Origin of the sequence: Streptacidiphilus carbonis (genome assembly GCF_000787775.1) — a bacterium.
GTDB lineage: Bacteria > Actinomycetota > Actinomycetes > Streptomycetales > Streptomycetaceae > Streptacidiphilus > Streptacidiphilus carbonis.
In genome coordinates, this window is sequence record NZ_BBPM01000061.1 from 18,927 (window position 1) to 33,037 (window position 14,111).

At 72.3% G+C, this 14,111-nt stretch carries 10 protein-coding genes, 1 tRNA gene and 1 pseudogene; 10 read left to right on the plus strand and 2 right to left on the minus strand.

Going from position 1 to position 14,111, the window contains the following annotated elements; genetic code table 11:
- Window positions 1-371, minus strand: a pseudogene (locus TR46_RS44720) (hypothetical protein); the annotation flags it as partial.
- 229 nt (window positions 372-600) lie between these two features.
- Here TR46_RS44720 and TR46_RS31560 point away from each other — a divergent pair.
- From TR46_RS31560 to TR46_RS31585, 6 genes are all read left to right on the plus strand, one after another.
- Window positions 601-3,354, plus strand: coding sequence for an ATP-binding SpoIIE family protein phosphatase (locus TR46_RS31560; protein ID WP_236655605.1), 2,754 nt, complete (start codon window positions 601-603; stop codon window positions 3,352-3,354).
- 58 nt (window positions 3,355-3,412) lie between these two features.
- Window positions 3,413-3,853, plus strand: coding sequence for a MarR family winged helix-turn-helix transcriptional regulator (locus tag TR46_RS31565; protein WP_042408508.1), 441 nt, complete (start codon window positions 3,413-3,415; stop codon window positions 3,851-3,853).
- Between the two features lie 126 nt (window positions 3,854-3,979).
- Complete coding sequence (locus TR46_RS31570) at window positions 3,980-6,112, plus strand: MMPL family transporter (RefSeq protein ID WP_042408511.1); 2,133 nt, start codon at window positions 3,980-3,982, stop codon at window positions 6,110-6,112.
- A gap of 139 nt (window positions 6,113-6,251) precedes the next feature.
- Window positions 6,252-7,730, plus strand: a complete 1,479-nt coding sequence (locus TR46_RS31575; protein WP_152626793.1) for an MFS transporter — start codon at window positions 6,252-6,254, stop codon at window positions 7,728-7,730.
- A gap of 43 nt (window positions 7,731-7,773) precedes the next feature.
- Window positions 7,774-7,959: a 2-hydroxymuconate tautomerase gene (gene thmT / locus TR46_RS31580; RefSeq protein ID WP_042408514.1), complete on the plus strand. Its 186-nt coding sequence runs from the start codon at window positions 7,774-7,776 to the stop codon at window positions 7,957-7,959.
- Window positions 7,960-8,138: 179 nt separating this feature from the next.
- Window positions 8,139-8,798, plus strand: a complete 660-nt coding sequence (locus TR46_RS31585) for a zinc ribbon domain-containing protein (RefSeq protein WP_042408520.1) — start codon at window positions 8,139-8,141, stop codon at window positions 8,796-8,798.
- A gap of 136 nt (window positions 8,799-8,934) precedes the next feature.
- Here the strand turns inward: TR46_RS31585 and TR46_RS31590 are convergent.
- Window positions 8,935-9,017, minus strand: a tRNA-Leu gene (locus tag TR46_RS31590).
- A gap of 419 nt (window positions 9,018-9,436) precedes the next feature.
- Between TR46_RS31590 and TR46_RS31595 the strand changes: the two genes are divergently transcribed.
- The 4 genes from TR46_RS31595 to TR46_RS31610 all read left to right on the plus strand — a co-directional run bounded on the left by TR46_RS31595 (window position 9,437) and on the right by TR46_RS31610 (window position 14,087).
- Window positions 9,437-10,369, plus strand: coding sequence for a DUF3662 and FHA domain-containing protein (locus TR46_RS31595; RefSeq protein WP_042408521.1), 933 nt, complete (start codon window positions 9,437-9,439; stop codon window positions 10,367-10,369).
- A 10-nt stretch (window positions 10,370-10,379) separates the two neighbouring features.
- A complete protein-coding gene (locus tag TR46_RS31600; RefSeq protein ID WP_042408523.1) occupies window positions 10,380-10,913 on the plus strand; it encodes an FHA domain-containing protein FhaB/FipA in 534 nt (177 codons plus the stop codon).
- 167 nt (window positions 10,914-11,080) lie between these two features.
- A complete protein-coding gene (locus TR46_RS31605) occupies window positions 11,081-12,598 on the plus strand; it encodes a PP2C family protein-serine/threonine phosphatase (protein ID WP_042408524.1) in 1,518 nt (505 codons plus the stop codon).
- A gap of 97 nt (window positions 12,599-12,695) precedes the next feature.
- Window positions 12,696-14,087, plus strand: a complete 1,392-nt coding sequence (locus TR46_RS31610) for an FtsW/RodA/SpoVE family cell cycle protein (protein WP_042408527.1) — start codon at window positions 12,696-12,698, stop codon at window positions 14,085-14,087.
- Window positions 14,088-14,111: the final 24 nt, after the last annotated feature.

The following is a 14,111-nucleotide window of genomic DNA, read 5'->3' on the forward strand; positions in this document are numbered from 1 at the left end:
TCGCCGCCGCCGCCGCGCTCGCCGCCCTCGGCGGAGTCCGCCCGGGCCGCCGCCGCGTCCGCCTCGGCGAAGAAGGCCTCCAGGTCCGGCATCGGCTCGACCACGTTGCGCGCCTCGAAGGCCCGCCGGATGTCCTCGGGGTCGCCGGTCCGGGCCGCGGTGGCCTCGGCGATCAGCGCGTCCAGCTCGTCCAGCCGCACGTACATGGGGCCCAGCCGCTGGTGGTGGACCAGGGCGAAGTTGTCCAGCTCCACCCGCAGGGTCTCGACCTCGACCTCGGCGTCGACCCAGCGGGCCTCCGTCCGCGCGATCTGCTCCTCCAGCCGCTGCTCCTCCGGATCGATCCAGCGGACCGGACTGTCGGCAGCCATCTCGCAACCTCACTGCTTGTTGTTTGTCCCGCGGGCCAGCCCCGTCACCCTACTGTCCCCGGGTTCGGGCCAAGGGCGCACACTAGGGCGTGCGAGCCCGCGTGCACCACTGGCCGAGCTAAATGTTCCCCGATGTCAGGCAGCAGAGGCAGGTTTCATGCTTGCCTGGGTATCCCAGTAGGTGCCGGACGGCAGAACAGTACGGCGGCTAGTGCTTGAGAGGGTGAATATGGCGGAAGAGACCTTCGCGGCTACTGAGCGAGGGCGGCGCAAGGACGCCCTGAACGACTCCGCCCCCGACTCCCGCGTGCCCTCCGACTCTCCCGCGCCCCCAGACTCTCCCGCGCCCCCCGACCCGTCGCGCCCCGCGCCCCCCGGCGTCGTCGCCGTGGTGCGGCTCGCCTCGTTGATGATCGATCCGGACGGGCGGGTGTGCCACTGGAGCCGCGCGGCGGAGGAGGTCTTCGGCCACCGCCGCGACGACGTGTTCGACCGGTCCGCCTCCGGGCTGCTCCCGCTGGCCAGGACCGCCCCGGCGGCCTCCGCGAGCACCGGCCGCCTGGGCAACGCCCTGGACCGGCTGGACGACCTCACCTGCTACAGCCCGTCCTGGTCCGGCGACCTGCAGGTGACCGACCGCGACGGACGCACCGTCGACATCCTGTGCTGGGCCTACCGGCTGATCGAACCGGCCGGGCGCAGCCTGCTGGTGCTGGCAGCCGACGCCAGGCCGCTGCGGGCCTCCGGCCCCCGGATCGCCCTCGGCGACCAACTGCTGCCCTACGCGGCCACGACCGCCACCGGGTCCGGCGGTCTGCGGGTGGCGCCGACCAGGTGCGCGCCGGTCGGCGCCGCCGACTCGGCCCGCACCGCCGAGCGGCTGACCGCGATGCTTCCCCGGACCGGGCCGGACCGGCGGCAGCGGCTGATCGGCCAGATCGTGGCCGGCGGCGCGCCCGCGCTGCTGGTGGACGGCACGCTGCGGCTGCCGGTGCTGGCCCAGGAGTTCACCGACGACCACCCCGCCTCGACCTTCACCACCCTCGACTGGCACGAGGAGGACACCCGCACCGTACGGCTCCGCGAGTTCCCGCAGCCCCGCGGCGACCAGCCCCGCGACGACCGGGCCCGCGACGGCAAGCTCCGCGGGCAGCAGGCGGAGGAGAAGAAGAAGAAGAAGCCCACCGGTGTCCGGCTGCGCCGCCCCGGCACCGAGGAGGGCCCCTTCAGCGGTCCACCGACGGTGCCGACGCTGCTGCTCCCGGCCGGCCTCGCCGACGACGGCACCACCCCGGTCCCGCTGCCCGCCGCCGACCCCGGCAATGAGCAGCTGCGGCTGCTGAGCCACGCCGGCGCCCGCATCGGCACCACCCTGGACCTGGATGTGACGGTCCATGAGCTGTGCCAGGTGGTGGTCCCCGGCATCGCCGACTTCGCCTGCGTCGACCTGCGCGACCGGCTGATCGTCGACACCGAGCTGCCGCGCGACCGCCCGGACGACGAGACCCAACTGCGCCGGGTGGCCCGGGCCTTCAGCGAGTCGCTGGCCGGCTGGGAGCACCAGGTGCACGAGGGCACCCTGTTCTCGCTGTCCCGGACCACCCCCTCCGGTCTGGCGCTGCAGAGCAACCAGCCGGTGCTGGTGCCGGTGGTCGAACCGGCCGTCGCCGAGGAGTGCGCGGCTGGGCGGGGCTCCGGGCTGCTGGCACCGCTGTTCGCGGGCCGCTCGATGCTGGTGCTGCCGCTGGCGGCGCGCGGCACCGTGCTGGGCATCCTGACTCTGCTGCGCAATGCCGACCAGCCGCCGTTCGACGAGACCGACGCCGCCTACCTGCGCGAGCTGGCCGCCCGCGCCGCGCTGTCGATCGACAACGCCAGGCTGCACCGGATGGAGGCCAAGACGGCGCTGACGCTGCAGCGCAGCATGCTGCCGAACCGTCCGCCGAGGATCCCTGGGGTGCTGATCGCGCACCGCTACATCCCCGGCGACCGCCGGGCCGAGGTCGGCGGCGACTGGTTCGACGCGGTGCAGCTGCCGGGCAGCCGGGTGGCGCTGGTGGTCGGCGACGTGATGGGCCACGGCCTGCACTCGGCGGTGGCGATGGGCCGCTTCCGCACCGCGATGCAGACCCTGGCCGCGCTGGACCTGCCACCGGGCCAGATCCTGCGGCATCTGGACAACCTCTCCCAGCGGCTCGGCGACGACCACCTGGCCACCTGCCTCTACGCCGTCTACGACCCGATCGCCCGCACCTGCACGCTGGCCAGCGCCGGGCACGTGCCCCCGGTGCTGGTCCATCCGGACGGGCGCGGCGAGCTGCTGGAGATCCCCTCCGGCGCGCCGATCGGGGTGGGCGGGGTGCCGTTCGCCTCCCGGGAGATCAAGGTCGCCGACGGCAGCATGCTGGTGCTGTGCACCGACGGCCTGGTGGAGATGCGGGGCGGCGATATAGGGGACGGGCTGGCCGCGCTCTGCGGCGACATCGTCGACCCCCGGCGCAGCCCGGACGAGGTCTGCGACACGGTGCTGGAGCGGCTGCACACCGACGACCGCAGCGACGACCTGGCCCTGCTGATCGCCCGTTTCGACGGCATCCCGCCGCAGGACGTGATCTCCTGGTCCCTGCAGCTGGACTCCACCGAGGTGCGCCGGGCGCGGCTGATGGTGCGGGGACAGCTGGCGCAGTGGGGCCTGCAGGAGCTGAGCGAGACGGCGGAGCTGCTGGTCAGCGAGTTGGTGACCAATGCGTTGCGGGTGGCCAAGGACCGGGTCGAGCTGCAGCTGATGCGGGTCGGCAAGCTGCTGGTCGAGGTCAGCGACGACGACCACAACCTGCCGTCGCTGGAGCCCTCCGAGGCGCTGGACGAGGACGGCCGCGGCCTGAGCCTGGTCAGCCATCTGTCGGCGCGCTGGGGGACCAGCCGCAAGGCGGTCGGCAAGGTGGTCTGGTTCGAGCTTCCACTGCCGCACCGGGGGCAGTAGAACCGGCGCTGCGGAACTCCTGCTTTGGTTGTACTATGCAACCAACAAAGGAGTGCCGATGCCCACCCCCACCCGTACCGCCGCCCGCTCCGAGTCCATCGACTCCATCCAGCGCGAGCTCACCGCCGTGGCCAGACGCGCCCGCTCGGTGACGGCGCAGATCCACCCCGGGCTGACCCTGGTCACCTACACCCTGCTGGACCACCTGCATGAACGCGGCGGCTGCCGGGGCACCGACCTGGCCGCGCACTTCCTGCTGGACAAGTCCACCGTCAGCAGGCAGATCGCCGCCCTGGACAAGCTCGGCCTGGTCGAGCGCACCGCCGACCCGGAGGACCTGCGCGGTCAGATCATCCGCCCCTCGGCGGCCGGGGAGCAACTGCTGGCCGATGTGCGCGAGCGGCGGCACCAGGCCTTCCTGAGCCGCCTCGCCGACTGGCCGGACGACGACCTGGAACGTTTCGCGTCCTATCTCGCTCTCTACAACGCCCATACCTGAACACCGCCGCCCGACCGGAGTGGTGACGCCCCCTCGGACCTGCGGTGCTTGACACCGCCCGCGCCGACGCCACATCGTGGAGCCCACAACTCGCGATGTATCGCGTTTAATTGGGGGATACAACAAATGAACCTCGCCCGGCGGCTAGCCGCCCTGCCCTGCGGACGACGGAGCAAGTGGGTCGTCCTGGCCGCATGGATCATCCTGCTGCTCGTGCTCGCACCGCTGGCCGGCAAGCTCACCGGCGCCGAGGACAACCAGGCGTCGAGCTGGCTGCCCGGCAGCGCCGAGTCGACCAAGGTGCTCAACCTGGAAGGCGCCTTCACCAGCACCCAGAGCGCGCCGACCGTCGTCCTGTACGTCCGCGACTCCGGCATCACCGCCGCCGACCGGGCCAAGGCCGCCGCCGACGCCACCGCGTTCGCCTCCGCCCCGCACGTCAAGGGTCAGATCACCGGCCCGGTCGTGGCCCAGGACGGCAAGGCCCTGCAGACCGTGGTTCCGGTCGACATGACCACCGGCGGCTGGAACAACCTCACCCCGGCCGTGGACCGGATGCGCGCCGTCGCCACCGCCGGCGACCCCGGCCTGGCCGTGCACATCACCGGGCCCGGCGGGATCGGCGCCGACCAGAGCAAGGCCTTCGCCGGGATCGACGGCACCCTGCTCTACGCGACCCTGGGCGTGGTGGTGATCCTGCTGCTGCTCACCTACCGCAGCCCGACCCTGTGGCTGCTGCCGCTGATGTCCTCGGGACTGGCGCTGACCGCCGCCGAGGCCGTCATCTACCTGCTGGTCAAGCACGCCGGACTGACCGTCAACGCGCAGAGCGGCGGCATCCTGGTGGTGCTGGTCATCGGCGCGGGCACCGACTACGCGCTGCTGCTGGTCGCCCGCTACCGCGAGGAGCTGCGCCGGCACGAGGACCGGCACGAGGCGATGGCCGAGGCCATGCACCGGGCCGGACCCGCGATCATCGCCAGCGCCGCGACCGTCGCGGTCAGCATGCTCTGCCTGCTGTTCGCCCGGATGAACTCCACCAGCGGCCTCGGCCCGGTCTGCGCCATCGGCATCGCGGTGGCGCTGGCCGCCATGGTGACCCTGCTGCCGGCCCTGCTGGTGATCTGCGGACGCTGGATCTTCTGGCCGGTCAAGCCGTCCTTCGGCACCGCCGAGCCGACCGAGAGCGGCATCTGGGCCAAGGTCGGCGGCGGCATCTCGCGCCGTCCCCGGCTGGTGTGGATCGGCACCACGCTGGCCCTGGGCGCGCTGGCGCTCGGCCTGTTCAGCCTCAAGGCCGACGGTCTCTCCACGGCGGGGTCGTTCACCGGCAAGCCCGACTCGGTGGTCGGCGAGACCGTACTGGCCCAGCACTTCCCGGCCGGCGCGGGGTCGCCGGTGGTGGTGATCACCACGGCGGCCGGGGCGGCGCAGGCGCAGTCGGTGCTGGCCGGGGTCCCGGGCATCGCCTCGACCACCCCGCCGCTGACCAAGGGCGGTTTCGCCTATCTCACCGGAACGCTGTCGTCGGCGCCCGACAGCAAGGCCGCCCAGGCCACCGTGGACCGGGTCAGGGCCGCCGAGCACGCCGTACCGGGCGCGCAGGCCAAGGTCGGCGGGAACACCGCGGTGCAGCTGGACACCCAGCGGGCTTCCCGGCACGACGACTACCTGATCATCCCGATCGTGCTGCTGGTGGTGCTGCTGATCCTGGCACTGCTGCTGCGGGCGGTGGTGGCGCCGCTGCTGCTGATCGGGACGGTGGTGCTGTCCTTCGCCGCGGCCCTGGGCGTCAGCTCGTTCTCCTTCGCCCACCTGTTCCACTTCCAGGGCGAGGACAGCTCCTTCCCGCTGTTCGTGTTCGTCTTCCTGGTGGCCCTGGGCATCGACTACAACATCTTCCTGATGACCCGGGTCAGGGAGGAGTCCTTCCACCGCGGCACCCGCGGCGGCGCACTGGCCGGCCTTGCCGCGACCGGCGGCGTGATCACCTCCGCCGGGCTCATCCTGGCCAGCACCTTCGGCGTGCTGGGGACGCTTCCGGTGGTGGGCTTCGCCGAGATCGGCTTCGCGGTCTGCCTGGGCGTGCTGCTGGACACCCTGGTGGTCCGCTCGGTGCTGGTCACCGCGCTCACCATGGACCTGGACCGGCGGCTCTGGTGGCCCAGCGCCCTGGGCAAGGTCACCGCACCGGCCTCGTTCGCGGCCGCGCGCGGCGGCGGCGCCGCCCTGGATCCGGCCTCGGAGCACACCGTCTGAACCCGGCGCCGGCCCGTGCACCCCGCCGTGAGGCGCGGTGCACGGGCCGGCGCTGTTCCCGGGTGCGGGAATAAGCGGGGTGCAGGTTGCATTTACCATCCACGTATCCATGATCCCCCCGCGCCCCGGAGGCCCCTGCATGACGCCCGCGACACCCGAACCGCCCGCCGTGGCGGCCCCCACCGGCCGCATCGTCGCCGTCCTCGCCTTCGCGGGCATCGTCGTCGCCGTCATGCAGACCCTGCTGGTCCCCGTCATCGCGGACCTGCCGTCGCTGCTGCACACCAGCACCTCCAACGCGACCTGGGTGCTGACCGCCACCCTGCTCGCCGGAGCCGTGGCCACCCCGATCATGGGCCGGCTCGGCGACCTCTACGGCAAGCGGAGGATGCTGCTGGTCAGCCTGGCCCTGATGGTGCTCGGGTCGCTGGTGGCCGGATTCACCTCCAGCCTGATCCCGATGGTCGTCGGCCGGGCCCTGCAGGGCTTCGCCATGGGTGCCATCCCGCTGGGCATCAGCATCATGCGCGACGAGCTCCCGCGCGAGCGGCTCGGCTCCGCGATGGGCCTGATGAGCTCCTCCATAGGCATCGGCGGCGCACTCGGCCTGCCGGGCGCCGCGCTGGTCGCCGAACACTTCGACTGGCATGTGCTGTTCTTCGCCGCCGCCGGACTCGGCCTGGTCTCCATAGCCCTGGTCCTGGCCACCGTCCCGGAGTCCGAGCTGCGCGCCCCCGGCCGCTTCGACACCCTCGGCGCGGTGGGCCTCTCGGCCGGACTGGTCGCCCTGCTGCTCCCGATCACCAAGGGCGGCGACTGGGGCTGGGGCAGCACCACCACCCTCGGCCTGTTCGCCGCCGCCGTCGTCATCCTGCTGCTCTGGGGCTGGATGGAGCTGCGGATCGCCGACCCGCTGGTCGACCTGCGCACCACCGCGCGCCGCCAGGTGCTGCTGACCAACCTGGCCTCCATCACCATCGGCGTCTCCTTCTACGCGATGTCGCTGGTCCTGCCCCAACTGCTGGAACTGCCCAGGGCCAGCGGCTACGGGCTCGGCCAGTCCATGGTGGTCGCCGGTCTGTGCATGGCCCCGATGGGCGTGGCGATGATGCTGGTCTCGCCGCTCTCGGCGCGGATCACCGCCGCCCGCGGACCCAAGACCTCGCTGCTGCTGGGCATGGCCGTGATCGCCGCCGGGTACGCGGCCGGGCTCGGCCTGATGGGCGCGGTCTGGCAGGTGCTGATCATCACCACCGTGATCGGGGCCGGCATCGGCTTCGCCTACTCCGCGCTGCCCGCCCTGATCATCGGTGCGGTCGACCCCTCCGAGACCGGCGCCGCCAACGGCCTGAACACCCTGATGCGCTCCATCGGCACCTCCGTCTCCAGCGCCGTCATCGGCATGGTGCTGGCCCATATGACCAAGCCCTTCGCCGGACAGCCCGCGCCGGACCTGGCCGGGTTCCGGGCCTCCTTCGCGATCGCGGTCGGCGCGGTGCTGATCGGCCTGCTGCTGGCCGCCTTCCTGCCCGGACGGAGCGGCGGCTCCCCCGCCGGTCCGGTGCTGCGCTCCGTCGGCGAGGATGAGGTCCGGACCGCCGAACCGGCCCGGTCGTAGCCGGCCGGCCGACCCATCCTCGAATCCCCCAGGAGCCAGCACCGTGCCGCTCATCCAGGTCAAGCAGCTCGCCGGACGCAGCGAGGAGCAGAAGCGCGCCATCGCCCGCGAGCTCACCGACGCCTTCGTCCGGGCCACCGGCGTCAGGCCGGAGGCGGTCTGGGTCACCATCGACGAACTGCCGCCGGAGAACTGGGCCATCGGCGGCACCCTGGTCGCCGACCGCTGAGACCGGCCCCTCGCGGGCTCCGCGGCCCCGGCTGACCCACCCTCAACCGTGCACCGGCACGGCGGACATAACGGTTCCGAACGGATCATCCGTGCTCCCGTGCCGTCCGCCGTGCCGTTGTGCCAATCTGTGCCTGCGGGGGATCCGATCGGGCACGGCAGGGTGTGGGGGGAAGCTCCATGAGCAACGAGATCTACTTCAGCAACAACTACCGCGACCTGTGCGAACAACAGGGCACCGGGTCAGGTTTCCAGTTCGAGTTCTCCTGCAACCGGTGCCACGACACCTGGCGCTCGGCCTTCCAGCCCTACACCAGCGGCCGGATGGCCGGCTGGGCGGACCGGGTGGTGGGCAGCGCCTGGGGGGCGTTCGGCCGCGCCGGCAGCGAGGCCAGCAGCGCGCTGGGCGGGATGGTCGGCGCCAACTGGGGCCCGGCCAAGGACGCCGCCTTCCAACAGGCCGTCGACACCGCGAAGAACCACTTCAACCGCTGCGGCCGCTGCACCACCTATGTCTGCGCCCGCTGCTGGAACGCCGCCCAGGGCCTGTGCCTCACCTGCGCCCCGGACACCGCCGCCGAGGCCCTGGCCGCCCAGCAGCGCGGCCTCAACGACGCGGTCTCCCAGCAGGCCTACGAGACCGGCGCCGCCCAGGCCTCCTCCTTCGACACCACCCGGCGCCGCCAACTGGTCTGCCCCCAGTGCAGCACCGAGACCCACGGCGCCCGCTTCTGCCCGGGCTGCGGCCACCGGCTCGCCCAGCCCGACCACTGCACCTCCTGCAACGCCGAGGTCCCCGAGGGCGCCGCCTTCTGCCCCGACTGCGGCACCCGCCGCTGACCGGCCGTCCGCCCGGCCCGGTGGTGACCGGAGCGCTGCGCTCCTACAATCCTCCGGGCCTCCCGGGCCGGCGGGCCGGGCCGGGCCGGCCGGGAAACAAGAAGTCCCGCAGACCCTGAGGTCTGCGGGACCAATGTGCGCGAGGGGGGATTTGAACCCCCACGCCCTTTCGGACACTGGCACCTGAAGCCAGCGCGTCTGCCATTCCGCCACTCGCGCAGTGAGTGTCGCCGTCGGCCCCTACCGCCTCTGCTTGCTGCGGCAGCGCCTTTCGACAAGAAGAACATTAGCACGTCGGAGGGGTGCTCCTGCCCACCCATTACCCCGGCCGCGGCGGCCCGGGACCCCGTGCGGCCCAAGCCGAACGGGTGATCAAAGGATGACCACGCCCGACTGCGGGTACGTCTCAGCCTGGACGCCCCGACTCGTACCGGTCGGACCCTGGCAATGGCATTCTTCATACAGCTACACACCGCATCGCCTGCCGTCCTGCCGTGACCGACCCCACGTGGCCACTGCTCTGCGCGGAGGAACCGCACGCCGGTCCCGGGCGTAGATACGATCAGTAGGACGACAAGCATGCTGCCGCCGCGCGCCCGCGCGGCGGACCGAGAACGCCCGATGGAAGGGGGTGCCCCGTGGGAGCCCTGAAGAAGTTCGAGCAACGACTCGAGGGATTCGTCAACGGCGCCTTCGCCAAGGTGTTCAAGTCCGAAGTGCAGCCCGTGGAGATCGCCGGAGCGCTGCAGCGCGAGTGCGACAACAACGCCAGCATCTGGAACCGCGACCGCACGGTCGTCCCCAACGACTTCATCGTGGAGCTCAGCACCCACGACTACGAGCGGCTCAGCCCCTACGCCGCTCAGCTCGGCGGGGAACTGGCCGGTATGGTCCGCGAGTACGCCCAGGCGCAGCGCTACTCCTTCATGGGCCCGCTCAAGGTCGCCCTGGAGCAGGCGGCGGACCTGGACACCGGCCTGTACCGGGTCCGCAGCCGGATCGAGTCGGCCCCCGAGGCCCAGTCCCCGGCCGCCGACCCCTACGCCCAGCAGTACCAGCAGCCCCCGGCCCGGCCGCAGCCGCCCGCGTACGGCGCCCAGCCCGGGGCCGGCCAGACCTACGGGGGACGGCAGGCCGAGGCCTGGCAGCCGCAGGTGCCCCCGCTGCCGCCGACCGCCCCCGCCTTCCCCGCGGTGCAGCCCGGATCCCCGCCGCCGCCGGCCCACCGCCCCGAGGCCGGCGACAACAACGTCCGGCCGCTGCCCGGCAGCGGCTACGGCGCCGGCGCCGTGACCAGGCGCTGGCTGGAGATCAACGGCGACCGGCACCAGGTGACCACCCCCGTGGTCGTCCTGGGCCGCAGCACCGAGGCCGACATCCGGATCGACGACCCCGGGACCTCCCGCAAGCACGCCGAGATCCGGATCGGTTCGCCCTCGATGGTGCTCGACCTCGGCTCCACCAACGGCATCGTGGTCGACGGACAGCACACCCAGCGCGCTACGCTGCGCGACGGCTCACGGATCGTCATGGGCAGCACCACCATCGTCTACCGGCAAGCCGAAGGGTGACGCGGGGCACATGTCAGAACTGACCCTCACCGTCATGAGACTGGGATTCCTCGCAGTCCTGTGGCTGTTCGTCATCGTCGCGGTGCAGGTCATCCGCAGCGACCTGTTCGGCACCAAGGTGGTCCAGCGGACCGCCGCGGCCGGGCGCCGCAACGGCGCCGGGGCGGTGCCGACAGGCCGTCAGCAGCCCCCGCAGCAGCGCGAGGCGCGCGGCCAGCAGACCCAGGGCAACGGCAGGCCGCGCCGCGGCGGCCCCACCCAGCTGGTGGTCGTGCAGGGATCGCTGGCGGGCACCACCGTCGCGCTCCAGGGCCAGACCATCACGCTCGGCCGGGCCCACGACTCGACCATCGTCCTGGACGACGACTACGCGTCCTCGCGCCACGCCCGGATCTACCCCGACCAGACCGGCCAGTGGATCGTCGAGGACCTGCAGTCCACCAACGGCACCTATCTGGACCGGACCCGGCTGACCAGCCCCACCCCGCTCCAGCCGGGAGCGGCCATCCGCATCGGCAGGACCGTCATCGAGCTGCGGAAGTAGTCACGCATGAGGCATGGGCACCAGCCCCCCGTCCCCCACCCGGGCAGTGAAGGCAGCGGTCGGACGCACCCGCGCCCGGACAGGCGGCGCCGCGCACCGTACGATGCATCAACGCACGCTGCACCGGGGCATCGCGCAGGGGACCGAGGGAAGGGGGCGGACGGCACATGAGCCTCGTGCTGCGCTTCGCCGCCGGGTCGCACAAGGGCATGATCCGGGAGGGCAACGAGGACTCCGGCTACGCCGGTCCGCGGCTGCTCGCCGTGGCCGACGGCATGGGCGGCCAGGCGGCCGGCGAGGTGGCCTCCTCCGAGGTCCTCTCCACCATGGTCGAGCTGGACGAGGACGTGCCGGGCACCGACCCGCTGACCGCACTGAGCCAGGCCGCCGACCGCGCCAACGAACGGCTGCGGCTGCTCGTCGAGGGCGACCCCGCGCTGGAGGGCATGGGCACCACGCTCACCGCGCTGCTCTGGGACGGCCAGCGGGCCGGTCTGATCCACATCGGCGACTCCCGCGCCTACCTGCTCCGCGACGGCTCGCTGTCGCAGATCACCCAGGACCACACCTGGGTGCAGCGGCTGGTGGACGAGGGCCGGATCACCGAGGAGGAGGCCAGCACCCACCCGCAGCGCTCGCTGATCATGCGCGCGCTGATGGGGACCGGCGAGGTCGAGTCCGACCTGTCGATCCGTGAGGTGCGGGCCGGGGACCGCTATCTGATCTGCTCCGACGGCCTCTCCGGCGTGGTCAGCCACCAGACCCTGGAAGAGACCCTCGGCAGCTACTACGCCCCCGAGCAGACCGTCGCCGAGCTGATCCAGCTGGCGCTGCGCGGCGGCGGCCCCGACAACATCACCTGCGTGGTCGCCGACGTCCTGGACGTCACCGACGGCGACACCATGGCCGGCCACTTCACCGACACCCCGGTGGTGGTGGGCGCGGTCGCCGACGGTCCGCCGACCATCAGCCACCACACCATGGCGAACACCCCGGCCGCCCGCGCCGCCTCGCTCGGCCGCCAGCAGCAGCCCGGCGGCGTGGCCGTCGCCGAGCCCGGCTACGACGGCTCCGCCGAGGGCGGGTACCAGGACGCCGACTACGACGAGCGCACCGACGAGTACGCCCAGGACGAGCAGGACTACCTGCCCGAGGAGGGGAGCCGCCGCAGCCGCCGCCGGGAGCGCACCGGCCGCAGGCGCTGGGCGGTGCCGACCGTGGTCGCACTGGTGGTGCTGGCGCTGATCGCCAGCGCCGGCTACTTCGGCTACCGCTGGACCCAGACCCAGTACTTCATCGGCGCCGACGGGTCGACCGTGGCGATCTACAAGGGCGTCAACCAGAACCTGGCCGGCCTCAAGCTGTCCAAGGTCTACCAGGCCTCGGCGGTCCAGCTGAGCGATCTGCCGCCGATCGACCAGACCCATGTGAAGAACACCATCACCACCGCCAGCCTCAACGACGCGCAGAGCCAGCTGGCCCAGCTGCAGACCCAGGCGAACGTCTGCAAGGCGGCCAAGGCCGCCGGCACCGGCAGCACGCCCGGCGCGAGCGCGAGCCCGAGCGCCGGCGCGAGCCCCAAGCCGTCCGCGTCCGCCCCGGCCGCCAACCCCAACCCGTCGGCCTCCTCCACCCTGAGCACCCAACAGCAGCAGACGCTGGCTGCCCAGTGCGTCGCCGCCTGAGCAAGCGCAGCAGCACCCGGTCCGGGGCGGCGACGCCCCGGCCGGAGCCGTGCCGGGGCGAGCCGTGCCGGGCGGGGCCCTCTCCGGGAGCCGCCGGATGAGCGCCCCCGCGACCGCGACGATCGTGCCGCAGGGCGCACCCAACCGCCGCAACACCGAACTGGTGCTGCTGGTCCTCGCGGTGCTGATCCCGCTGTTCGCCTACGCCGACACCGGCCTGGCCATGGACGACCGGGTCCCGGCCGGAATGGCCGAGTACGGACTGGGCATGGGCCTGTTCGCGCTGCTGGCCCATCTCGCGGTCCGCCGCTTCGCCCCCTACGCGGACCCGCTGATGCTGCCGATCGCGGCCCTGCTGAACGGCCTGGGCCTGGTCTTCATCTGGCGCCTGGACAAGGCCCGCCAACTGGCGCACAACTTCCCGGCCGCGCAGAACCAGCTGATCTGGACCGGTCTGGGGGTCGCCCTGTTCATCGGGGTGATGGCGCTGCTCAAGGACCACCGCCTGCTGCAGCGCTACACCTACATCGCCGGCCTGGTCGCCCTGGTCCTGCTGGCGATCCCGGCCTTCATGCCGGCCCGGGCCTCGGACTTCGGCGCGAAGATCTGGATCCACCTCGGCGGCTTCTCGATCCAGCCCGGCGAGTTCGTCAAGATCGTGCTGCCGGTGTTCTTCGCCGGCTACCTGATGGCCAAGCGGGACGCGCTGGCGCTGGCCAGCCGCCGCTTCCTCGGCCTCTACCTGCCGCGCGGGCGGGACCTCGGGCCGATCATCGCGGTGTGGCTGCTCAGCCTGCTGATCCTGGTCTTCGAGACCGACCTGGGCACCTCGCTGCTGTTCTTCGGCGCCTTCGTGATCATGCTCTATGTGGCCACCGAGCGCACCAGTTGGATCGTCTTCGGCCTGCTGATGGCCGGGCTGGGCTTCTGGGCGGTGTCCGGCGCCGAGGCCCATGTTCAGTCCAGGATCACCGACTGGCTGCACCCGCTGACCGCGGCGCCGGGCGGCGGCGGGGTCGGCCAGATCGGCCAGTCGCTGTTCGCGCTGGGCGCCGGCGGGGTCCTCGGCACCGGCCTGGGCCAGGGCCACTCCTGGCTGATCGGCTTCGCCGCCAAGAGCGACTTCATCCTCGGTACCATCGGCGAGGAGCTCGGCCTGGCCGGGCTGATGGCCCTGTTCCTGCTCTACGCGCTGCTGGTCGAGCGGGGGCTGCGGACCGCGCTCGCGGCCCGCGACCCGTTCGGCAAACTGCTGGCCGTCGGCCTCTCCGGGGCCTTCGCGCTCCAGGTCTTCATCGTGGCCGGGGGCGTGACCGGTACCATCCCCCTGACCGGTATGACCTTGCCGTTCATGGCCCAGGGCGGTTCCTCCGTCATCACCAACTGGGCCCTGGTGGCCATCCTGCTGAAGATCAGCGACGTGGCCCGGCGCCCGGCCCCGGTTCCGGAGACCGCGGCAGAACCGACCCAGGTGGTCGGACCGTCATGATGGACGTGTAGACAAGTGGTTGAC